The sequence below is a fragment of the Pseudarthrobacter sp. Hb11 genome (assembly GCF_059383655.1).
In genome coordinates, this window is record NZ_JBWZCM010000002.1 from 223,100 (window position 1) to 246,624 (window position 23,525).

Below are 23,525 nucleotides of genomic sequence, written 5' to 3' on the forward strand. Positions count from 1 at the left end.
CGAGGGCGTGATCTCCGTCTCGCCGGCCCGGCACCCGCTCCGGATGGAGCGGACGCCGGGGCCGCCGTCGTGATCTGATGCCGGTGGTCAGCTGCCGGGCGAGGGCGATGGCGTGGCCTGGGGTGTCGCTGTGGACGCCGGCGCCGGCGATGCCTCGGGAGCGGCAGCCGGGATCTTGCCCTCCGCTTCCACTGCCTTCTGCAGGGCAGCCGCAAGGCGCTTCTGCGCCTCGCCGTAGGCAGCGAAGTCACCGGCGGCCAACGCAGCCTGGCCGGCCCGGATAGCGGCGTTGGCCTCGTCCAGTGCCGTTTTCAGATCTGCCTTGGCATCCGCTCCCCCTGGGCTGGCAGGGGTCGCAGGATCCGCCGGAGTTTGGCCGTTGTTGTCCGAGTCGCCTGCGGCCGCCCCGGAGTCGCCGCCGAAGAGCTGCTTCAGCGCTTCGTCGAGGGTCGGGGCGAAGCCCACCTTGTCGCCGAAGGCCACCAGGACCCGCTGCAGCGTGGGGTAGGACGTCTCACCGGTGGACTTGAGGTAGACCGGCTGGACGTAAAGGATGCCGCCGCCCACGGGAAGCGTGAGCAGGTTGCCGTTCAGCACGTCAGATGCGCCCTGGCGGAGCAGGTTAAGGGCCTGCGAAACAGTGGGATCGGAGTTGAACTTGTTTTGCGCCTGGCCGGGACCGGGGACCTGGATCTCCGGCGGGATCTGCAGCAGCCGCAGCTTGCCGTAGCTCTCGGCCTTCACACCCGCCTGGTTGCCTGCGTCGGAGTCCGCTGCGAGGAAGCCGTAGAGGACGTTGCGTGCGTTCCCATTGACAATTTGGGGAATGAACGAGGACGTCAGCTGGAAAGCCGGCTTGTCCTGGTCCGGCATCTGCAGCGACATGTAGAACGGCGGCTGCTTGACGTCGGTGTTCGAATCCACTGTGGGATCCGCCGGAACGCTCCACGCGTCGTTGGTCTTGTAGAAGCTGGACGGATCCGTCACGTGGTACTCGCCCAGCAGCTGGCGCTGGACCTTGAACAGGTCCTCCGGGTACCGGACGTGGCTCATAACATCGCCGGACATCTCCGAGAACGGCTTCAGCGACGTGGGGAACACCTTCTGCCAGGACTTCAGCAGCGGATCCTGGTCATCCCAGGCGTACAGGGTGACCGAACCGTCGTAGGCGTCAACCGTAGCCTTCACCGAGTTGCGGATGTAGTTGACCGTGCTGTTGGGCAGCGCGACCGCACGGCCGGACGTAGTCTGCGAGTCCGCAGTCGCGTCCGAAAGCTGCTCCTGCTGCGAGTAGGGGTAGTACTGGCTGGTGGTGTAGCCGTCCACGATCCACTTGACGCGGCCGTCCACCACTGCCGGGTAGGCATTGCCGTCAACCGTCAGGTACGGGGCAACCTTCTCCACGCGGTCACGGGGATTGCGTTCGTACAGAATCTGCGACTCCGGGTTGACACCATCCGAGAGCAGCAAATCCGAGGACTGGAACTTGATGGAATAGAGCACCCTGTTGAAGAAAGAACCGACGTTGGGCCCGCCGTTGCCTTCAAAGGTGTACTGGGTCTCACCCTCCCCTTCGCGTCCGGAAGGCCTGTCCTGCTCGCGTGCAGGGGCACCGTCCGGCGCGCCCACAATCGAGTAGTCCGGCGAGGATTCGCCGAAGTAGATCCGGGGCTCGTAGCTTGAGTCATCGCCCAGCACGCCCGTCGAGGGAATGCCCGACTGCAGGAACTCGGGCTTGCCGTCCACAGTGAACTTGTTTCCCTTTGCTGCCACCACACCGTAACCGTGTGTGTACACAACGTGCTGGTTGAGCCAGCCCTGCTGGTTTGTTGCCACGTTGGCGGGGTTCAGCTCGCGGACGGCGATAACCGTGTCTTGAATCTTGCCGTCCACCTCGTAGCGGTCCACGTTGAGGGCTTCGGGGAACTGGTAGTAGGGACGGTACTGCTCCAGCTGCGAGAACGCGTCAGAGATCAGGTTCGGGTCCAGCAGCCGGATGTTCGCCGTCGTCTGAGCGTCCGGTGCCAGCGCGCCCGTCGTGGCCGTGTTGGTGGCGTCGTACCGGTCAACCTGGATTTTGTCCAAACCGTAAGCCGCACGCGTGTTGTCGATGTTGCGCTGGATGAATTCCCTTTCCAGCGTTTCCTCCGAGGGCCTTACCTGGAACTGCTGGATAACCCAGGGGTAGACGCCGCCCGCCAGGATAGACGTGATGACCAGCATCGCAGTGCCGATCAGGGGCAGCCGCCAGCGGCCAATAACCGCGGCCACGATGAACAGGATGGCAACCAGCGCTGCAGCCACGGCCAGGATGGACTTTGTCGGGATGACGGCGTTGACGTCCGTGTAGAGGGCCCCGGCCCAGCGTCCGTTGTTGCTCTGCACTGCCGAAAAACGGTCCAGCCAGAAATTGATGCCCAGGAGCACGAGGAAGGCCGCACCGGCGACGGCGATGTGGATTTGCGCGGCGCGGCTGGTGAAGACACCGCGCTCCATCAGCCGGATACTGCCGTAGAGGTAGTGCGTGAGGATGCCTGCGATGCCGGCGATGACCACCACGCTGATCAGGAAGCCGGTGACGAAGCCCAGGAACGGCAGCGTCATGAGGTAGAAGCTGATGTCCATGCCGAATTGCGGGTCCTGCTTGCCGAACTGTTCCTGGTTGAAGAACAGGAGGACCTTCTGCCACTGGCTGGCCGCTGCACTTCCGGCGAAGAGGCCGAACAGGACGGGCAGGCCCACCATAACAACCCGACGAACAGGTTCGAGTTGCGCCTGGTAGCGGTTCAGGTTGTCGCGGATTTCCGAGTCAGGGGCGTAGACCGGCCGGGACTGGTAGGCGATGCGGATGGCGAAGAAGACGGCCAGGAACATGATGGCGAATCCGGCAGCGAAGATCGCGATCCGGGCCAGGTTCTCAGTAATAAACACTTCGATGAAGCCAAGCTGCCGGTACCAGAGGACATCGGTCCAGACGTTGGCAAAGAAGATGAAGCCCACAACCACCAGGGCAACAACGATCAGGGTGGGCGTCAGCGGCCCCCGTCTTGAGGGGGGTTTACCTGTGGACATGGTGCTGGCGGGACGGGACAAACTCGGTACCTCATAGCTGGTCGTCAGATTATTCGAAGCGTGCGTGCAAGCGACGTACTAACCGTCAAACCCTGGTTTCGTCCGTCTTAATTGCCACGAGTGGCGGTAAAGCTTAGTTCCTGCCCAGTCTAGTTGGTTGTGCATGCCGGAAGGCCGGATGTGTCCCCGCCGGAACCGGCAAGCTCGACGGCGCGCCGGGCCTCAGCGAGGTTCTCCACCTTGACCACTTGCAGGCCGTCCGGAATATGGCCCACTACTTCCCCGCAGTTGGCTGCAGGAGCGAGGAACAGGGTGGCTCCCCCGGACCTTGCGCCCTGCATTTTCTGCCCGATGCCGCCAATGGGCCCAACCACACCGTCAGGGGTAATGGTCCCGGTACCGGCGACGTGTTTTCCTCCTGTGAGGTCACCGGGAGTGACGGTGTCGATGATGCCGAGGGAGAACATCAGTCCCGCGCTGGGCCCGCCTACTTTTTCGAGCGAGATCTCCACGTCGAAGGGGAAAGTAAACAGGTACTTGAGCATCACACCCAGGATGAAACGCCCCGCACCGTTGTCCTTCGGACTGATCTCGCGCGTGACCTGCCGGCCATCGCGTTCCAGCACCACGTTGGCGGGCGCACCTTTGCCTGCCGCCAGCTCCTCCTGGATAACAGCGAGGGAAGTGATCTCCTTGCCGTTGATGGTCTTGAGGATGTCTCCCGGCTCGATTTTTCCGGCGGCGGCAGAACCCTCGGAAAGGTTTGCAGCCTGAAGCTGCTGCCCGAAGGGAATGTCCAGCTCGTTCAGGGCTGAGGCCACAGCGTTCTCCTGCGAGGTGGTCATGGCCACCGAGCTCTGTTCCTCGGCCTCTTCCTTGGTGGTGCCGGTGGGGTAGATCAGCTCCTGCGGGTATACAGCTTTTGAGGGGTCCAGCCAGGCCGAGAAAACGCCCATGATGCTCACCGGGCTGCTGGGGCCGCCGCTCACGTACACCGTGGTCAGGTCAAGGTTTCCCGCTGCCGGATAGGTTTCCCGGCCGCTGACACTGATGACCGGGCTTCCTTGGCTCTGGCCCAGCGTGTTGTATGTAGGGCCGGGTGTTTCGACGACGTACGGGACCGGCAAAGTGCCCACAGCGATTCCGAGCCCCAATGCAGTTACTCCGGCCACCATCATGGCCGAAACTTTCCTGTCCCGGCGGGCCGGACCGCCGGGGAACTGCGCAGGTTCAGCCGCCGGCCAGGTTTCCGGTGCACCTGCCGGCGCGCCGGCTTCAGGGTTGCCTGATACCCCGCGCGGGGTACCGGAAGGGAGCTCGGCAGCGTGGTCCTCGGAGGGGTGGCCGCCACGGGTTGTAGTCACTGAACCAACACTACCGGTGCCCCGCACGCGGAGTTCTTTGCCTACAGCGAACGGTGACGCGGTGCGGCAGACAGCCGACCACCACCGGGGTACCGTGAAGGTTGATCAACAGTCACACCGACGATCGGCGGGATCATGACCTCCAATCCACTTAATCCGTCCAACGGCGACGACACCCCCAAGGACCCGTTGACAGAAATGCTGCAAAACCTGATGGGCGGCAAGGGGATGGAAAACTTCGACCCCGCCGAACTGGCCAAGGCTGCCGGCCTTCCCAACGACCCCAACCTGCTGGCCCAGATGTTCTCCCAGGTCCAGGCCATGATGAGCGCACCGTCCGAGGGACCCGTGAACTGGCAGCTGGCCCACGAGAACGCCCGGCGGGTCGCAGCCGGCAGCGCGGACCCCTCCGTCACCCCGCAGCAGTCCCGCGAAGTGGACGAAGCCCTGCGGCTCGCCGAAATGTGGCTGGACCCCGTCACCGATCTTCCCGCAACCGGCCTGATCGGCCGGGCGTGGTCCCGTGCGGAGTGGGTGGAAGCCACCCTTGGCACCTGGAAGAGGCTGACCGAGCCGGTGGCCAACAGCATCGCCAATGCGCTCTCATCCGCCATGACGGAGCAGATGCCTGAAGAGATGAAGTCCATGATGGGCGGAGCCTCGTCAATGCTGCAGAACATGGGCGGCGCCATCTTCGGCATGCAGCTCGGGCAGGCCATCGGCGCCCTTTCCACGGACGTGGTGAGCTCCACCGACATCGGCGTGCCCCTCGCTGACCTTGAGATGGCCCTGCTCCCCATCAACGTAGCCGCCTTTGGCGAAGGGCTTTCCCTGCCTGAGAACGACATCCGGCTCTTCCTCGCTGTCCGGGAAGCTGCCCACGCCCGGCTCTTTGTCCAGGTTCCCTGGCTGCGGGGCCACCTGCTGGGCGCCATCGAGGCTTACGCGCGGGGCATCCATATCGACACTTCCCGTATTGAGGAACTGGCTAGGGATCTCGATCCCAGCAATCCCGAGGGCATCCAGGAAGCCCTTTCGCAGGGCGTGTTTATGCCCCAGCGGACCCCGGCCCAGGATCAGGCCCTGGAGAAACTGGAAACAGCACTCGCACTGGTGGAGGGCTGGGTGGACGAACTCACTGCAGCCGCCACCGAGAAGCTGCTGCCGTCTGCCGGCGCCCTTCGGGAAACTGTCCGCCGCCGCCGTGCCACCGGCGGCCCGGCCGAGCACGCGTTCGCTTCGCTGGTCGGGTTGGAATTGCGGCCCCGCCGGCTGCGGGATGCAGCCACCCTATGGGCAACGCTGAAGGAAGAACGCGGTATTGAAGGCCGCGACGCGATCTGGCACCACCCGGACCTGCTGCCCACAGCCGAGGACCTTGACGATCCCCGCGGATTCAGCGGACGCCGGAAACTGGCGGAAGCCAGCGACACTGAGGTGGATGACGCCTTGCAGAAGTTGCTGAGCGGCGGGTTTGACGACGCTCCGTCCAACGGAAGAGAAGAAACCGACGGCGGGCAGGACGGCAAGGCAGCTGACGGCCCCGAAGCGGGTGGGCCTGACGCTGAGGCCCCGGACGCTGACGGACAGGATGGCGGGCCCAAGAGCTAGGCGAGCCTAGTCGGCGTCGTCCGCCCAGCGCTCCTGCCCTGGCTGGACGGCGCGGGTTCCGTCACCCGGATCACTACCCGGCAGGCCGCGGGCCATGGCAAAGGACACACCCTCCAGGAAAGCCTTCGCCCGCGCAGTCTCCGGGTAAGCCTCCAGCAGCTTCCAGAAGGCGGCGTTGTGCCCGGCCACCAGGAGATGTCCGAGCTCATGGAGCAGCACATAGTCGATGACCCACTGGGGCATTGGGCGCAGTTTGTCCGAGAGACGGATGGTGCCGTCCGCCGGGGTGGCCGAACCCCACCTTGAGTTCTGGTTGCTGACCCAGCGTACCGACGCCGGTGTGGCCTTTCCGCCGAGGTACCTTTCGGAGAGCTGGCTCGCGTGGGCGGCGAGGGCGGCGTCCGAGGTTGGGCGCTTCCTGCCGGAAGCCGAGCGCCGCTCCCCCTGGCGGTGCAGCTTGGCCAGCATCCGCTGGACCCATTCTTTTTCCTGTGCTGCGGTGAACCGCGCCGGGATGGCAACCACAGCGGTGCCGTTTTCCCAGAAGGCCGCAACGGTCCGGGTCCGGCGGGCGGAGCGTCGGACCTCAACGGGAGCGCCGCCCTCGGTAGTGATCACAGGGACGTGCTTTCCACCAGGACCCGCAGGACGTCTTCCCCGTAGCGTTCCAGCTTGGACGGTCCAACTCCGGCCAGCGCCGCAAGTTCTTCCAAGGATCCTGGCCTTGCTTCGGCAATGGCTGTGAGCGTCGCGTCGGTGAACACCACAAAGGCGGGGACATCGGCAGCGAGCGCCACTTCGCGCCGCCAGGTCCTCAGGGCGTCGAAGGTCTGTTCCTCGTAGCTCGGCGGGCAGGCGTTGCACCGACCCACCTTGCGCTCCGCGCCGGTGGCCAGCATGCTGCCGCAGACCCTGCACATGGCCGGGGCGGCAGCCTTTCGGCGGGGAGCCGGCCCCTTTCCCCTGATGTTTGAGCCGGCGACGGAATCCGGGCGCAGGCCGTCCAGGAACCTGGAGGGCTTGCGGTTGGCGCGGCCACCCGGCGTCCTGGCGCTGGACCAGGACAGTGAGAGGTGTTCCCGTGCGCGGGTGATTCCCACGTAGAGGAGCCGGCGTTCCTCGTCCACGGATTCGGGCGAGTCGGCGAAGGAGATGGGCATGAGCCCTTCGCTGAGCCCCACCAGGAACACGGCGTCCCATTCCAAACCCTTTGCCGCGTGCAGCGAGGCAAGGGTTACGCCCTGCACGGTGGGTGCGTGCTGGGCCAGCGAACGCTCCTGGAGTTCGTTGACAAATTCTGCAAGGCCAAACTCCGGGCCCCGGGTCTTGACGAGTTCGTCGGCGAGCGCGACCAGCGCCGCGAGGGATTCCCAGCGTTCGCGCAGCGCGCCGCCGTTGTGAGGCGCCGCGTCCGTGTAGCCGAGGGAAGCCACGATATCCCGGACCAGCTGGCCCAACGGTTCCGGTGACTCCGCGGAGACTGCCCGGGTGGCTGCCCGCAGCTGGAGGATGGCGTCGCGAACTTCCTTGCGGGCGAAGAACCGCTCGCCGCCGCGCAGCTGGTACCCGATGCCGGCGGCAGCAAGCGCCTGTTCGTAGGCCTCGGACTGGCCGTTGGTACGGAACAGCACAGCCACCTCGCTGGCCGGGGTGCCGGCGTCGAGCAATGCCTTGATCTTTTGCGCCACCGTGGCGGCTTCCGCTTCGTCGTCGGAGCACTCGGTGAACTGGGGGGCGGGCCCGGCGGGCCGCTGTGCCACGAGCTGCAGCGGCACAGCCCAGGCGGCATCAGCGATCGCTCCCCCGCTGCGCCTGCCGGCGAGCAAATCGTTGGCGAGCTTGACCACCTGTGGCGTGGAGCGGTAGTCCCTGATGAGCTTGACCACGTTGGCCTGTGGATAACGGGCCTTGAATTCCAGGAGGTGCTTCGGGGAGGCCCCGGTGAACGAATAGATGGTCTGGCTGGCATCGCCGACGACGCACAGCTCGTCCCTTCCTCCCAGCCACAGTTCAAGGAGCCTTTGCTGCAGCGGGGAAACGTCCTGGTACTCGTCCACTACAAAGTGCCGGTACTGCTCGCGGACGGTGGCGGCGACCTTTTCGTCCTCCTGCAGGATGCCCACCGTGATCAGCAGGACGTCCTCAAAGTCGATGACGTTGCGGTCTGTCTTGACGTCTTCGTAGGACTGGAAAACCCGTGCCACGGCGGTGAGGTCGAAGCCGCCCGGAGCGCCCCGGCCCTGCGCGTTTTCGAGGTAATTGGCGGGGGTCAGCATGGATACTTTTGCCCACTCGATTTCCGAGGCAAGGTCGCGGATAGAGGCCCTGTCCGTGCTCAGCCGAAGCCGCCGGGCTGCCTCCGCGAGCATTTGGGCCTTGTGGTCCAGCAGGTTGGGCAGCGTCCCGCCCACGGCCTGCGGCCAGAAGAACTGCAACTGGCGCAGTGCCGCGGCGTGGAAGGTGCGGGCCTGAACATTGCCTGCGCCAAGGTCCCGCAGCCGGCTGCGCATCTCCGCCGCCGCCCGCGCAGTGAAGGTCACGGCCAGCAGCCGCTGGGGTGTGTATACGCCCGAGTGCACGCCATAAGCGATGCGGTGGGTGATGGCCCGGGTCTTGCCGGTGCCGGCGCCGGCCAGCACACAGAGCGGGCCATTGAGCGTGCTCGCCACCTCACGCTGCTCCGCGTCCAGCCCGCCCAGGATGCGGTCCTCCAGCGAAGCTGCACCGTCAAAATTTTCTGTAGTCACTTTTGCTGCTTTTTCGTCTCGACAACCGCGTGCTGGAGTCTGATGGATAAGTAGAGCTTCAGGCGCCTGCCAGGTCCTGAATACGTCCGCCGAACCAGTGCTCTATCAGGGAGCGGGCAATCGACAGCCGGCTGGAGATGGTGATCTCACCGGCGAGCACGGCGTCCTGGAGTTCCTCACGGCTGAACCAGCGCGCCCTGGTGACCTCCACGCCGTCGGGCGTTGCCTCGGCGTCTTCAGTGACGGCGGTAAATCCAAGCATAAGGGAGGCGGGGAACGGCCAGGACTGCGAGCCAAGGTACTGGCACGCGGTGACCCGCACTCCAACTTCCTCATGAATCTCCCGGACCACTGCCTGTTCCAGGGACTCCCCCGGTTCCACGAACCCCGCCAGGGTTGAATAGTTCCTGGCGTCACGGGCACCACCGCCGCCGAGGAGCAGGCGGCCGTCCGGACCTACAACGGTGACGATGATGGCCGGATCGGTTCGCGGATAGTGTTCAGAGTCATCAACCGGGCAGCGCCGGACCCATCCACCGGCTTCCACGTCCGTAAGCGAACCGCAGCGCGGACAGTGCGTGTGGGTGGCATGCCAGTTGGCGATGGCGCTGGCTTCAACAAAAAGTGCGGTATGCGTTGGGGTCAGCCCGGCCGCAACATCCCGGAATCCGGCCCACGTTGCATCCGAGGGGATTCCGGCAGTTCCCGGCTCCAGCGCTGCCGGCAGGACGAAAAGCAGCAGTTGGGTGCCCGGGACTAGGTCAGAATCGGGCAGGGCCGAACCAAGGTAAACCGTCAGTTCCGGCGCGGAACCCGCGGCGGCAAGCTCATCACGGAGTGCCCGGGCGCCGGACATCAACAGCCCGCCGCCCTGGACCAGGCCCTGCCGGCCCGAGAGGACAACCGCCAAGGTGTTCGCACTGGCAAGGAGTTCCTCCACCATGCCCGGTTGTGCCCGGGCGACGGAGCCGCGGTCAACCAGCGCAGGAGGCACCGGGAGAACCGTATCCATCAGGTGGTTTGCCGGCAGCCGGGCCGCCTTGCCCAGGTGGACCGGTGTAACAGACTCCGCATGGCTCATGTGTCCACCGTACTGACTGGGACCGACAATTGATATTTGGCGGCATGTCCCATTCGTTAGGCCCGCCCGCCCACCCGGTTTTGGACTATATCTGAAGACTCGCCGTCCTTGGACCGGTGTCTTCGACGGGACGCAATCTACCGTGGAACGGTGAGAAGAAAACCGATTGAACTGGCAGCCGTTGCAACCGCGGCAGTCCCCGGACTGACCCCGACGGCCGTTAGCTCTGCCCCGGACGACCCCGCGGACTTCGACTCGGCCCTGCTGCTCGACTCCGAGGGCAAGCGGTGGCGGGTCCGCTCACCGCGGCATGCCGAGGCAAGCGCCCGGCTCGAAACGGAATTTCTCGTGCTGCGGGCTTTCGCTCCTGCCATCCGCGCCGAACTACCCTTCCTTATGCCCACAGTTGCCGGCAGCGTGCGGCTGGGGACCTTGAGTACGTTTGTCTACTCGCATCTGGCCGGCAGCACGCGCAGTGTCGAGGAACTGACGGCCGGGCCCGATGCCCTTGCCCGTGAAATTGGCGTGGCCCTTGCCGCCATCCATGACCTGCCCCGTTCGCTGGTCAGCAATGCCGACCTGCCAAGCTACACCCCCAATGAGTTCCGGCAGCGCCGGCTGAATGAACTCGACCAGGCGGCCACCACCGGGAAAATTCCCCCGGCCCTGCTGCTCCGCTGGGAGCACGCCATGGAAGACGTCTCCCTGTGGCGTTTCAACCCCAGCGTGGTGCACGGCGACCTTCATGAGGACAACCTCCTGGTGGAAGGCCAGCGGGTCACTGCTGTGACCGGCTGGACTGACCTGAGGATCGGCGATCCAGCCGACGATTTCGCCTGGCTTGTTGCCTCCAACGAGCAGGACTTCGTGGATGCGGTCCTGGGCGCCTACACGGCCAGTCGCCGGGACACCCCCGATAACCATCTCCTGCGCCGGGCAGCACTGTCCGCAGAGTTCGCCCTGGCCCAGTACCTGGTGAAGGGGATCGCCGCGGAAGACCCCGGCATGATTTCTGAGGCGGAGGAAATGCTGGGCACCCTTGCCCGGGATATTGAAGAGCACGGCGGGCAGCCCATCAGCGTGGAGCCCCAGCCGGCGCCGGGCGCTCCGGCTACAAGCAGTGTGCCCGCCGTGGGAAGTGCCCCGGCCGTGGGCAATGTGCCGGCCATAAGGGCGGCCGACGCCGAGCCTTCAGGTTTGGTGCCCTCCGTTACGGTAGTGCCGCTGCCGGTCCCGGCCCCGGTTCAACCGGCGGTCCACGTCACTCCCGTCCCCGCGGATTCCGCGGCTGACGCCGCCACAGACAACCCCGCCGGCAGCATCGGGACGAAAGACAGCGGGCAGCCGAAGGCGGACGACAGGAAAGACCTGGACGACACCTCCACGGCGGCCATCTCCATCGTGGACGTCACTAAGAACTAAGCGCAGCCGCCACGATTTCCTCCAGCTCTGCGGCTGTTCCGAGGTCGTGGGGACGCACCACCTCGTTGTCCGCCAGGTAGAAAAAGGCCGCCCGCACTTCGTTGAGGGGTACCCCGTTCAGCCGCGCCCAAGCCAAGCGGTACACCGCAAGCTGCACGGACTTAGTCCTCAGCTGCGCAGCGGACGGCCGCCGTCCTGTCTTCCAGTCCACCAGGTCCCACCGCCCGTCGGCGTCCCGGAAGACGGCGTCGATGCGCCCACGCACCACGACGTCGCCCACACGGGTCTCGACCGGCGCCTCCACAAAAGCCGGCGACCGGTCTGCCCAAGGCGACGCCTTGAAGGTTGCCACCATGGCGTCGAGGTCGTAGGCAGCATCGATGTGGTCGTCTGAGCCCGGAGCTTCGCCGAGGTCGAGCATTCCGGCGGTACCGAAGTACTCCTCCACCCAGGCATGGAAGGCAGTTCCCTTCCGGGCCGACATCCCGGGTTCGCGCGGCACGGGCCTGCGAAGCCTGCCAAGCACCGCGGCGGGATCCTCCCGCAGTTCCACCAAGGTGGATGCGGAGATATGCCCGGGGAGGTGCACTTCCCGGCCGGCAGTCCTTTTGGCGCGCCGTTCCAGCAGCAGAGCCGCTTCCCGCGCCCATCCACGTGCCACACCGGCCAGCTCCCTGCCGGGATCAGGCTGCCCTGCGGGCAATTCCTGGTGCAGTACCGGAAGTGCTTCCCCGTTCCGGGCCCCCAGGGCGCCAAGAACCTTGGCGGCGGCTGTCTCCATGGCCTGCCGCCGACCGCCTGACAGGCGCAGGCGGTTACCGGAACGTGGATCCACAGGCCCCTCAAGGGGGTCGTACGGCCAGCTGGCGACTTCGGCTTCCAGGGTGAGCGGGCTCTTCTCCGGGAGGGCGGCTTCCTCCAGCGACCCCGGATGAACAGTAGCAGCAGCCCGCGGCGCGGGCCCCGTCACCTTGGTGAGTTCCTCGAGCTCGGTAAGGAACGGGGACATCTCCGCACGCCCCGCCCGGGAGCCGACCCACGCAGGGCTGGACACCCACAGGACGTGCTTGGCCCTGGTGTAGGCCACGTACGCCAGGCGGCGTTCCTCTGACTCCCCGTGGGCCTGGACGGCTGACTTAAAGTCCTTTTCCGCGTCCAGCCAGCCTTTCTGGTCCGGCTGGTCAAGGTCCCACTGGGGAAGATCGGCACGGTCGCCGCGGAGCGGCCAGGGCAACGCCGCCGAACCGCTGCTCCAGCGGGAGTCCCTGTCACTGGGGAAGGCCCCGGCATTAAGCCCGGGGACAAAGACCGCGTCCCATTCGAGGCCCTTCGATGCATGGACCGTCAGGAGTTGTACGGCTTCCCGGTTGACGTCACTGGCCGGCGCTTCCAACCCGTTTTCCTCCACGGCTGCAGCCTCCAGCCAGGACAGGAACGCGAGGATGTCCACGCGCTGGGATGTCCGCAGGAACCCCGCAGCGGCGTCCTGGAATGCGTCGAGATTACGGCGGGCCTGGTGGATGCTGATGCCGGGCCGCGCGGCCACTTCGATGTCGAGCAGCATGGCCCGCTCGACTTCACCCAGCAGTGTGGTGAGGTCGTCGCCGAGGTAGGTCCGGAGTTGCCGCAGCTCAGATGACAGCCGGGCAAGCCTCGTGCGGGCGCCGTCGCTGAGCGACCGGCCATTGGCGGACGTCCACCCCTCCCTGGGCAGCCAATCCAAGGCTTCCACCAGGCTGGCGGCGTCGGTCAGGTCGCTTTCGAGGACGGTTTCACCGGCTTCGTCCGGCTGCTCTTCAAGGGACCGCTCAGCGGCTTGCCCCCGCCGACGCGCCAGCTGGCTGGACCAGTCCCGCAGCGCCATCAGGTCAGCGGGGCCGATACGCCAGCGGGCGCCCGACAGCAGGCGCATCAGCGAATCCGAGCGTCCGGGGTCGGCCAGCACGCGCAGCGTGGCCACGAGGTCCACAATCTCCGGGGTGTCCAGTAGCCCGCCGAGACCGACAATTTCATACGGGATTCCCCGGGCATCAAACTGGCGCCGGATCGTTTCCATTTGCGCGCGGCGTCGGCAGAGGACAGCAAGGGCGGGCGGTACGGGGGTTCCGTCTGATCTCAGCTCGAAGTCCGTCACCCGGTACCTAAGAACGTCTTCAGCCAGCGCACACGCCTCATCAACATCGGTGCCAAAGCGCCCCAGCACCACTGTTCCCTCGACTGCATGCGGGCTGGGCTGCAACGGGGGCACGTCCGCTGCTGCAGACCCTCCCCCGCCCGCCGGTCCCCGTTGCGCAGCCGCCTTGCCCAACGACTCAGACATAACGTTGGCTGCCGAGAGAATGGACCGCCCGTTCCGCCAGGCCGTCGTCAGGTAGGACGTGGGGGCAGGAGCCCACTGACCGGCCTCCGCTGAAACGCTGTGTACCGGGAATTCGCGGACAAAGTGGAAAAGCTGCCCGGCCGAGGCCCCACGAAAACCGTAGATCGACTGATTGGGGTCGCCCACTGCGGTTACCGCGTGGCCGCCACCGAAGAGCCGGGAGAACAACACCAATTGGGCATATGAAGTGTCCTGGAATTCGTCGAGCAGCACCACCTTGTACCGCTGCCGTTCCATGTGTGCAGCCAAGGGGACATCCTGCGCCACCTTGGCGGCGAGGGCCACCAGGTCTCCGAAGTCAAGGGCGCCCCGTGACCGCTTCGCTGCCGCGTACCGGCCAACCATGTCGGCCACGCTCGCCCGGGTGCGGAGCATGCCGGCGAGCTCGGCCGCCGCCTGGGGCGGGTTCTTCTTTTTGCCCTCCTGGTACGGCAGGGACTCAAATTCGGACAGCCTGGCCATCAGCCAGGCCTCAACGTCCTCGGGCTCCTGAAGGTGCTCCGCACATTCGCCGGCCAGTTGGATGACCGCTTTCACCAGGGTCGACTTGGCAGAACGGAAGTGGGCGTACTCGCCGTCGTAGGCCTCCACTACTTCGCTGGCCAGCTGCCAGGCCTGTGCGCCGCCGAGGAGGACCACGTCCCGCTCCACGCCCAGCCGGAGCCCGTAGTCGGAGACGATGCCGCTGGCAAAGGAGTGGTAGGTGGACACCTTGGGCTCGAGGGAATCGCTGCTGACCGCCTGTTCCGGGAACAGCCGGTGCCCGGTGTCCTGGCCGGCCAGCCGTTGCAGGGCAGCCAGCTTGGCCCGGATCCGGGACGCGAGCTCACCGGCAGCCTTGCGGGTAAACGTCACCCCGAGGACCTCCTCAGGCCTGACCCAGCCGTTGGCCACCAGCCAGACGACGCGGTCGGCCATGGTGGCGGTTTTGCCCGATCCTGCGCCCGCGATGACCAGCCGCGGCGTCAACGGCGAACTGATGATGGCCGACTGTTCCGGCGTGGGGACGTTCTTCTCCCCCAGCAGCACGGAGAGCTCTTCCGGGGTGAACCGCGGTTCGGGCACAGTAATCCCGGGAACGGCTGAATTCAGGTTCATTCCGTGACCTGCCTTCCCCGCACACACAGCGGACACACTTCGGGGAGCCGGCAGCCGTGGCCGCCGTGGCTTCCCTTGGAGGGATCGTGCCGTGCCAAAAATTCGCTGCCGCCCATCACCACAGCGGCCTCCTTCACCATGTCCATAGCCCAGTTGTCCTGCGGATCAAGGGCTTCCTGCTGCTGGATGCCTGGATTTTTTGCGCCCGTACCAAGCTGGGCGAGTACTGCTCCGCCGGGCACCGCAGAGGTGCTCCCTCCAGGGCTACCGCTGAAGGCACCGGCAAGGACCGCGGCCTGGTAGGACCCAAGCTGCGGATGCGTGGAGAGTTCCGTTTTAGCCGGCTGGCGTTTTCCCGTTTTGAGATCCACGATGACAAGCCTGCCCTCACTGTCAATTTCCAGGCGGTCCACCTGCCCACGGAGGACGGCGGCACGCGGCGCACCTTCATCCACCACCACGTCCGGGAGCGCCACCTCGAAGTCCTGCTCGACCCCCAGCAGGCTCCGGCCCTCGCTCCTCATGACCAGCACGTACTGGGCAAGCTTGCGCACCATGGCCTCCGCACGCTGGAAATCCAGCCTTCCCTCCCAGTTGTCCTTCATCCCCAGCGCAGGCCAGCGGCGAACCAGTTCGGCCACGTATTCTGCCCCCGACGCATCCGGAAGCTCCTGCGCGATGGCGTGGACCAGCGTGCCCAAGCTCCTGGCGAAGTCCGTGGCCGCTTCGCCGCCTGCTGCCTGCACAAACCAGTCGAGCGGCGACTTCTGCACTGTCTCCACTTTCGACGGCGACACAAACACTGTTCCACCGGGGGGAACCACGGCATCGGACGAGGTCAGCTGTGGCAGCCCCCACCAGCTCCCGGGGTGCGCGCCAGCCACGGGCGGCTCGGCAGCGGCGAGCTGCACGAGGACCCGCACCGCTTCCTCCGCCTCAGCCTCGTGGCGCCCATCCAGCTGGGCATATTGCCGGAGTTCGGCAACCAGCGCGCGCAAGGTCATGGGCCGTTCCACCGGGGTGAATGCCCGGCGGTCCTGGTCCGGGTTGAGGGGGGCGACGTAATCAAGGAAGGAGGACGGCTGATCGTCCTCGGAGGAGACGGCAGTACAGATCAGGAGCTCGCTGGCCCGCGACACCGCTGTGGAGAAGCTCCGCAGTTCGTCGTAACGGATGTCCCGCAACCGGCTCAGCGGATCCCGCTGCAGTGCGTACCCTGCTCCATGCTCCACTGCGTCGGCGTACAGGGTGCTGCCCAGCAATTCGCCGCGGAGCCGGGTGTTGGGCCACACGCCTTCCTGGAGTCCGGCCACCAGGACAACCGGCCACTCCCGCCCTGCTGCGCTGGCGGGAGTCATTAGTTCCACGGCGTCGTCCAACTGCGCCCGGGCGGCAAGGGTGTCCATGGGAAGTTCCTGGTTCAGCAGGTACTCCAGAAACTGCTCCGGACCGGCACCGGGCATCTGGTCAACGTACCGTTCAGCCGTGTGGAACAGCGCCATCATGGCATCAAGGTCCCGGTCGGCACGGGCACCGTGCGGCCCGCCGGACAGCGCTGTTTCCGTCCAGGCTGTGGACAGGCGGGTCGAATTCCAGAGAGCCCACAGCACGGACTCAGCGTTGGCACCCGGTTCAAAGGCAGCTTTCCGGCCTGCCTGGATCATGTTCGCTGTGCGGCGCGCAGCCCTGCCTTCCATGCCGAGGGAGGACAGGGCTCCCGGTTCCAGCAGAGCTTCAACGAGCAGGTCGTCGCTGGTGCGTCCTCCACCGCCCAGAAGCTCCTCGCGCCTCAGCGACTGCCGCAGACGGCGCAGCTCGATGGACGTGGCACCGCCGATACGGGATGTCAAGAGGGATACAGCCGTTTCGGGAGTCAGCAAGGCGGGGTCCAACGCGACGGCGAACGCATCGAGCAGGGGCCGAACCGCCACTTCGTCCCGGACGGCCGATTCGGCCACAGGCACCCGAACCGGGATCCCCTGGCCGGACAGATAACGCTGCAGCTCGCTTACCTGCGCTCCGTTGCGCACAATGACCGCGATTCCGGACAGGTCCCGGGCGTGGTTGATGTGCTGGTCCAGGATGCGCTGTGCCACATACCGCAGTTCATGAACTGCTGACGGCACCAGGTGGGCTTCCACCGCTCCCTGCTCCCTGTCCCCCGCTGGCTGCTCAAGCTGTCTGGCAAGCTGCCCGCCGGCCCGCTGGGAAATACGGGCCGCGACACCCAGCCACGCATCCGCCAGCACCTGCGTATGCCGGTGTGCGAAGCGGAGCGGCCGCTCCAATGCGGGACCATCCGGCGACAGCAGCTGCGGCAGTTCGGCCACCAGGTCAGGGCGGGCCCCGCGGAACCCCTGGACTACGGTGTCCGGGGAGAAGGACACGTAGCAATCCTTCCTGCGGGCTATGTCAGCCAGAAGCTCGAAGACGGCAGGGTTTGCCTCCTGCACGTCATCAACGATGATCACCTGCAGGCGCTCGCGCTCGGCAGCCAGGAATTCAGGGACGTCCTGGAAGATCTGGCGTGCGGCGGTGATGATCCCGGCCGGATCAAATGCCTCAGGCATCCGCAGGTCCAGAACGTCACGGTACTCCGAGTACAGACCCGCGGCGGCAATCCAGTCGGGCCGGTCGCACTGCCGGCCCAGGTAAGCGAGGTCCGTGGCGGTCAGGCCGGACTCGATAACGCGGTCGAACAGCTGCCGTACTTCCTGGCGGAAGCCGCGCGTCTCCAGGGCTCCCGCGAGGTCGTCAGGCCATGGCAGCTCCAACCCAGGCAGGCGGTGGCCTTCGAGGAGTTCCTTGATGATGAGGTCCTGCTCCGGACCGGAAAGGAGGCGCGGCGGCCTCGAGAGCGGCAGTACTCCCTCGGCCTTTGCCCGCCGGAGGACATCAAAGGCGTAAGATGCCCAGGTCCGGGCCGGCGTGGTGCTGAGGCTCCTGTCCAGCCGGGCGGTGAACCGGTCCCGAAGGGAGTCGGCCGCCAGCCTCGTGGGGGCCAGTATGAGCATCCGTTCAGGGTCCACCCCGTCCCGAAGGACCCGAGTGACCGCGGCTTCAACCAGAACAGTGGTTTTTCCCGTCCCCGGCGCCCCCGGCACCAGCACGGGCCCGGATCCCTGCGCGACGTCGACAGCGGCCTGCTGATCGATGGTCAGGGACGGGGCTTCGGCATGGATCTGCCGCGGCGGCAGCAGTTTGAGGCCGGGAAAGCCGGGCTGGGCGGTCCTGCCGTCGTTTAATGCTTCAGCTGCTTCTGCGAACCCGGCCTCCAGGCCTTCTGCTGATTCGTGCCGGTACTCGTCGCGGGGACCTGTAAAGGGAACTGTTACTGTCACGCCGGCATTCCATCATCAGCCACTGACAATTTCCGGAGCCGACGCTCCAGCTCGCCGGCAACGGCCTCGATCTGGTCGAAGGCGTCATCGGTCGGCGCCCAGCGTGAGGTTGAAAGGTCTACCCGCCAGGAGCCTTCTCCCGTGCGCAGATAGGCCTCGTAGGCGCCCGTCAGCACGGTTCCCTCCCGGAGGTAGTGACGGAGGGCTTCGGCTTCGTGGCCCTCTGGTGCCTGGCCGCTGGCTTTGAGGATGCGCCACCAGGGAACGGCGCTGCCGTAGTGGCTCATGACCAAGCCCACCTGCCTGGGCCCGCCAGTTCCCAGGAGTTCGGCGACGTCGCCGTACGAGACCGCGGACCCCGCCGGCACCAGCCTCACGATGGCCAGTACCGCCTTCACATACTCAATCCGCATTGATCCAATGTAGCCGCAGTGGCGCTCCCGGGAATTGTCGGTGGCCCCCGTTAGCGTTGACGTATGAGCACCTGGAACACCCTTCCCCGCGCAGCCTTCGACCTCGAGACCACCGGCCGCAACTCGCGTGCAGCCCGCATTGTCACGGCGTCAGTGACTGTTGTGGACCACAAGGGCGAGGTCATCACAGAGCATGAGTGGCTTGCCGATCCAGGGGTTGAAATACCCACCGAAGCCAGTGATGTGCATGGCATCACCACTGAGCAGGCCAGGCGCGAAGGCAGGCCGGCCCGCGAGGTGACGCAGGAGCTCGCGGCAGTGCTGCAGGGGCTTTTCGACGACGGAACTCCCATCATCGCGTTCAACGCCAGCTACGACTTCACCGTGCTCGCAGCCGAGTCGGCCCGCTACGGGGTTCCGCAACTTACCCGGTTTCCCGTCCTGGACCCCTACATCATGAACAAGCAAGTGGACCGCTACCGCAAAGGCAAGCGCACCCTCACGGCCTTGTGCGAAGAGTATGGTGTGGTCCTGGACAACGCCCATACGTCGGCCGCTGATGCCCTCGCCACCCTGCGGGTCCTGGATGCCATGGCCGGGAAATTCCCGAAACTGGGCATGCCGGCCAGCCAGTTGCACCAGCTTCAGGTGGAGTGGGCAGTGAGCCAGGCTGCAGATTTCCAGGGCTACCTCCGCAAGACCAAGCCGGCTGCTGTTATCGAAGGCGACTGGCCGGTGCTGCCGCCGCAGGACGCCACCACCGGCGGTTTCTAGCCCGAGGGCCGGGCTGCCGGTCCGAGACATATTTCACAGTCACATGAGTTCATAAGACCGCTTGTTTCCGCGCTTCGGCGATTCGCCGCTGAAACCACCAAAGGCCCAGACACTGCGGCCAAAGCGGCAAACGTCCGAATTTTATTCGCGGAAAGGCGTTCATCGGTTGTGCTTCTTCGTGACATCCACAGGAAAGGCCCTAGTGAGACAATTAAGTTTTGCGGTCCCCCCTGCCCTGGCCTTGCTTGACCAGCACCGGGCAGGTGCCAGGCGCCACCAGTGCAGCCTTGCGGCCCGGTTGACTTAAGACTCAATGAAAGTGACAACCTGATGAAAATCAAAGCGATGAAGTGGCTGACTACCGCGCCCGTGGCACTAGCCCTCGCGGTTTCCCTCGCAGCATGCGGCGGCGGCTCAGGCTCTGCCGAGCCCAGCGGAACGCCCACGGACGCCCTGGCCGGCAGTGACCAGCAGACGCTGGACAAGTACACCACCGCCGACGTCACCCCGATCGATCAGATCGACAAGACAAAGCTCGGCCTCAACACCGAAGGCAAGCTCGAGGTGGGCACCCTCTCGGACGCCCCGCCGAACATCTTCATTGACCCCTCCGGCAAGTTCACCGGTTACGACAACGAACTGCTGCGCGCCATCGCCGGCAAGCTCGGCCTCGAGGTGGAATTCGTTGCCACGGACTTCTCCGCACTCCTTTCCCAGGTGCAGACCAAGCAGTTCGACGTTGGCTCCTCCTCCATCTCCACCACGGATGCCCGCCGCGAGAATGTCGGCTTCACCAACGGCTATGACTTCGGCTTCATGGCAGTAGTTGCCAAGACCGACAGTGACGTCAAGGGCTTCGCCGACCTCAAGGGCGATCTCCGCATCGGCGTTGTCCAGGGCACCGTCCAGGACGACTATGTCACCAACACCCTGAAGCTTGAGCCGATCCGCTTCCCGGACTACGCCACCGTGTACGCCAACGTGCGCAACGGCCAGGTGGACGCCTGGGTAGCCCCGTCGCAGCAGGCCACCGGACAGGTCAAGGAAGGCGACGGCACCGTCATCGCCGAGTCCGTCGTCAACACGCAGAACTTCACTGCCTACGCCGTCGCCAAGGAGAACCAGCCGCTGATCGACGCGCTGAACTCCGGCCTCGACGCCGTAATCGCTGACGGGACCTGGTCCAAGCTGACCAAGGAGTGGTACCCGGACCGCGAAACGCCGAGCGACTGGAAGCCGGGCAGCAAGGCCGCCACGGTTCCCCAGAGCTGATTGAGCCGGGACGTTTATGGATCTCTTGGATCAGCTGGCTGACACCTTCTTCAACTGGGAGGAAATGGCCAAAGTCATTCCCGCCCTGTTGATGGTCGGATTGCCCAACACCCTGATACTGGCCATAGCCTCCGGTATCCTCGGTTCCCTGCTGGGGCTGGGGCTGGCCATGATGGGGATTTCCCGTAATGCGGGTGCCCGGTGGGTGGCGCGCATCTACACGGACATCTTCCGCGGCCTGCCCGCCATCCTGGTGATCCTGGTCATCGGCATCGGGCTCAGTCCCATCGCCCGGGAAATCACCGGGTCCCGGAACCCGTATCCCTTGGGCATCCTGGCGCTGACTCTGGTCGCGGCCGCCTACATCGGCGAGATCTTCCGTTCGGGTATTCAGAGCGTGGAGAAGGGCCAGCTGGAGGCGTCCAGGGCGCTCGGATTCAGTTACGGCAGTTCCATGCGCCTGGTGGTGGTGCCGCAAGGCATCCGGCGGGTCCTTCCAGCATTGGTGAACCAGTTCATCTCGCTGTTGAAGGATTCCTCCCTGGTCTTCATGCTGGGCCTGGCTGCCTCTGACCGGGAAATTTTCCGGATCGGAAATGACGCCATGGCCAACACCGGCAACCTTTCTCCGCTGGTGGCCGCCGGGGTGCTGTATCTGATCCTGACCGTCCCGCTGACGCACTTCGTGAACTACATCGACCACCGGCTGCGTACCGGCAAGCCGGAGAAGAAGGAACCGGATGAGCTGGCAGCACCTATCGGAAAGGGGGCACACGCATGACGGAATTTGCTTCCGGAACCCTGACCGGCAAGAACCTGCACCTCTCATTCGGCCACAACCATGTTCTCCGCGGCATTGACCTGCACGTGGAGAAGGGCACCACTGCCTCAGTGATCGGCCCTTCCGGCTCCGGTAAGTCCACTCTCCTGCGGGTGATGAACCGGCTGATCGAGCCCGACCAAGGCGACATCCTGCTGGATGGCCGCTCGGTCCTGAAGGACAACCCGGATGAACTCCGGCAGCGGATCGGCATGGTGTTCCAGCAGTTCAACCTGTTTCCGCACAAGACAGTGGCGGACAATGTGTCCCTGGCGCTGCGGAAGCTCCGGAAGCTGCCGCAGGAACAGGCCCGCGCCGAGGCCTTGGAGCAGTTGGACCTGGTGGGCCTGAAGCATAAGGCAGACGCGCGTCCGGCCAACCTCTCCGGAGGCCAGCAGCAGCGCGTGGCGATCGCCCGGGCCCTCGCCATGAAGCCGGAAGTGATGTTCTTTGACGAGGCTACGTCCGCGCTGGACCCTGAGCTCGTCAAGGGCGTCCTGGCGCTCATGACGGACCTCGCTAAGGGCGGCATGACCATGGTGGTGGTGACACACGAGATGGGCTTCTCCCGCAATGTCTCAGACACGGTGACGTTTATGGATGCGGGTGTGGTGGTGGAGTCGGGACCGCCGCAGCAGATCTTCAGCGAGCCCCGCACTGACCGCTTGAAGAACTTCCTCTCGGACGTTCTGTAGCTCCTGCTGCAAGGACAAAAAGAATCCCCGGTTGCATTGTGCAACCGGGGATTCTTTGTATCCAGCGGGTGATACGGCCGACAGCGCACTGGCCTGGGTTTCTAGCCTTGCGCGGCTGCCGCCGCCTCTGCTGCGGCCGGAAGTGCGTCGAAGATCCGGTTCATGGCGACGTCGTCGTGCGCGGCGGACAGGAACCAGGCTTCGAAGACCGACGGCGGCAGGTAAACGCCGGACTCCAGCATCGAGTGGAAGAACGGCGCGTAGCGGAAACTTTCCTGCGCCTGGGCGTCGGCGTAGTTGTGTACGCCGCGGGCCGAGGTCCCGAAGGCCACCGAGAACAGGTTGCCGGCGAACTGGATGGAGTGGTCCACACCGGCGGCGTCAAGGGCGCTGGACAGCGCCGAGGAGAGTTCCAGCGACCGGACATCGATGTAGGAGTAGACGTCGCGCGTGGCGTGGGTCAGCGTGGCCACACCGGCAGCCATGGCCACCGGGTTCCCGGAGAGCGTACCGGCCTGGTACACCGGGCCGATCGGCGCGAGGTGGTCCATGATGTCGGCACGTCCGCCGAGGGCCGCCGTCGGCATTCCTCCACCGATGACCTTGCCGAAGGTGAGCAGGTCCGGGGTCCACGGCTCGGCGGCGTCAGGCGCGCCGCCGGTGAGGCCCCAGTAACCGGAGTAGCCGGTGCGGAACCCTGTGAGGACCTCGTCCACAATGAGCAGCGCACCGTGTTCGCCGGTGATGCGGGACAGGCCCAGGTTGAAGCCTTCGCCGGGTGTGACCACACCCATGTTGGCCGGCGCAGCCTCGGTGATGACGGCGGCGATGTTGGGTCCATGGGCCGCGAAGGCTTCCTTGACGGCGGTGAGGTCGTTGTAGGGCAGCACCAGGGTTTCGGCAGCCGTGGCTTCGGTGACGCCGGCGGAACCGGGCAGCGCTAGGGTGGCCACGCCGGAGCCCGCAGCGGCCAGCAGCCCGTCGAGGTGGCCGTGGTAGCAGCCGGCGAACTTGATAATGAGGTTCCGGCCTGTGAAGCCGCGGGCCAACCGCACGGCGGTCATGGTGGCTTCGGTGCCGGTGGACACCATCCGGACCCGCTCAGCGGCAGGGACGCGTTCCTGGACTATCGCCGCCAGGTTCGCTTCGTCGGGAGTGGACGCGCCGAAGGACAGGCCGCGGTCCACGGCTGCGTGGACGGCCTCCAGTACGGCGGGGTGTGCGTGGCCCAGCAGCGCCGGTCCCCAGGAGCAGACCAGGTCCACATATTCCTTGCCGTCGGCGTCCGTCAGGTACGGGCCTTTGGCGGAAACCATAAAGCGCGGAGTTCCGCCGACGGAGCCGAAGGCCCGGACGGGAGAATTGACTCCGCCCGGCATCAGCTGGCGGGCGCGGTCGAAGAGTGCCTCGTTGCGAGGATTGCTGGAAGTCATGG

15 protein-coding genes are annotated in these 23,525 nt (G+C 65.7%); 6 read left to right on the plus strand and 9 right to left on the minus strand.

From position 1 onward, the window contains the following. Positions 1–87: 87 nt before the first annotated feature. Both AC50X7_RS04775 and AC50X7_RS04780 read right to left on the minus strand, forming a co-directional pair. The gene (locus tag AC50X7_RS04775) at positions 88–3,072 is read right to left on the minus strand and encodes a UPF0182 family membrane protein (RefSeq protein WP_494978247.1); all 2,985 of its coding nucleotides are present in this window, start codon (positions 3,070–3,072) and stop codon (positions 88–90) included. Between the two features lie 149 nt (positions 3,073–3,221). Then, entirely contained in the window at positions 3,222–4,436 is a 1,215-nt protein-coding gene (locus AC50X7_RS04780) for a YlbL family protein (protein ID WP_494977979.1), read from the minus strand. Positions 4,437–4,571: 135 nt separating this feature from the next. On the opposite strand from AC50X7_RS04780, the gene AC50X7_RS04785 reads away from it, so the two are divergent. Then, entirely contained in the window at positions 4,572–6,047 is a 1,476-nt protein-coding gene (locus tag AC50X7_RS04785) for a zinc-dependent metalloprotease (RefSeq protein ID WP_494977980.1), read from the plus strand. Between the two features lie 6 nt (positions 6,048–6,053). Here the strand turns inward: AC50X7_RS04785 and AC50X7_RS04790 are convergent, their stop codons facing one another. The 3 genes from AC50X7_RS04790 to nudC are packed head-to-tail and all read right to left on the minus strand — an operon-like array spanning position 6,054 to position 9,875. Beyond that, a complete protein-coding gene (locus AC50X7_RS04790) occupies positions 6,054–6,665 on the minus strand; it encodes a M48 family metallopeptidase (RefSeq protein ID WP_494977981.1) in 612 nt (203 codons plus the stop codon). Further along, positions 6,662–8,794 carry an ATP-dependent DNA helicase UvrD2 gene (locus AC50X7_RS04795; protein WP_494977982.1) on the minus strand — a complete coding sequence of 711 codons (2,133 nt, stop codon included), beginning with the start codon at positions 8,792–8,794 and terminating at the stop codon, positions 6,662–6,664. The genes AC50X7_RS04790 and AC50X7_RS04795 overlap by 4 nt, the downstream gene beginning before the upstream one ends. A 58-nt stretch (positions 8,795–8,852) precedes the next feature. Then, a complete protein-coding gene (nudC, locus tag AC50X7_RS04800; protein WP_494977983.1) occupies positions 8,853–9,875 on the minus strand; it encodes an NAD(+) diphosphatase in 1,023 nt (340 codons plus the stop codon). A 150-nt stretch (positions 9,876–10,025) separates the two neighbouring features. On the opposite strand from nudC, the gene AC50X7_RS04805 reads away from it, so the two are divergent. Then, a complete protein-coding gene (locus AC50X7_RS04805; protein WP_494977984.1) occupies positions 10,026–11,297 on the plus strand; it encodes a macrolide 2'-phosphotransferase in 1,272 nt (423 codons plus the stop codon). Here the strand turns inward: AC50X7_RS04805 and AC50X7_RS04810 are convergent. The 3 genes from AC50X7_RS04810 to AC50X7_RS04820 form a co-directional block, all read right to left on the minus strand. Further along, a complete protein-coding gene (locus AC50X7_RS04810) occupies positions 11,287–14,775 on the minus strand; it encodes an ATP-dependent helicase (protein ID WP_494977985.1) in 3,489 nt (1,162 codons plus the stop codon). The genes AC50X7_RS04805 and AC50X7_RS04810 overlap by 11 nt on opposite strands. Further along, positions 14,772–17,975, minus strand: coding sequence for an ATP-dependent helicase (locus AC50X7_RS04815; protein WP_494978248.1), 3,204 nt, complete (start codon positions 17,973–17,975; stop codon positions 14,772–14,774). The genes AC50X7_RS04810 and AC50X7_RS04815 overlap by 4 nt, the downstream gene beginning before the upstream one ends. 137 nt (positions 17,976–18,112) lie before the next feature. After that, positions 18,113–18,529, minus strand: coding sequence for an MGMT family protein (locus AC50X7_RS04820; protein WP_494977986.1), 417 nt, complete (start codon positions 18,527–18,529; stop codon positions 18,113–18,115). A 63-nt stretch (positions 18,530–18,592) separates the two neighbouring features. Here AC50X7_RS04820 and AC50X7_RS04825 point away from each other — a divergent pair, with 63 nt between their 5' ends. The 4 genes from AC50X7_RS04825 to AC50X7_RS04840 all read left to right on the plus strand — a co-directional run bounded on the left by AC50X7_RS04825 (position 18,593) and on the right by AC50X7_RS04840 (position 22,090). Further along, positions 18,593–19,303 carry a 3'-5' exonuclease gene (locus AC50X7_RS04825; protein ID WP_494977987.1) on the plus strand — a complete coding sequence of 237 codons (711 nt, stop codon included), beginning with the start codon at positions 18,593–18,595 and terminating at the stop codon, positions 19,301–19,303. A gap of 330 nt (positions 19,304–19,633) precedes the next feature. Next, positions 19,634–20,575: an ABC transporter substrate-binding protein gene (locus AC50X7_RS04830; protein WP_494977988.1), complete on the plus strand. Its 942-nt coding sequence runs from the start codon at positions 19,634–19,636 to the stop codon at positions 20,573–20,575. Positions 20,576–20,591: 16 nt separating this feature from the next. Then, positions 20,592–21,356 (plus strand): amino acid ABC transporter permease, encoded by a 765-nt coding sequence (locus AC50X7_RS04835; RefSeq protein WP_494977989.1) that lies wholly within the window; start codon positions 20,592–20,594, stop codon positions 21,354–21,356. Continuing rightward, positions 21,353–22,090, plus strand: a complete 738-nt coding sequence (locus AC50X7_RS04840; protein ID WP_307094484.1) for an amino acid ABC transporter ATP-binding protein — start codon at positions 21,353–21,355, stop codon at positions 22,088–22,090. The genes AC50X7_RS04835 and AC50X7_RS04840 overlap by 4 nt, the downstream gene beginning before the upstream one ends. A gap of 101 nt (positions 22,091–22,191) precedes the next feature. On the opposite strand, the gene hemL is transcribed toward AC50X7_RS04840, so the two are convergent. Then, positions 22,192–23,523 carry a glutamate-1-semialdehyde 2,1-aminomutase gene (gene hemL / locus AC50X7_RS04845; RefSeq protein ID WP_494977990.1) on the minus strand — a complete coding sequence of 444 codons (1,332 nt, stop codon included), beginning with the start codon at positions 23,521–23,523 and terminating at the stop codon, positions 22,192–22,194. Between the last annotated feature and the right edge of the window lie 2 nt (positions 23,524–23,525).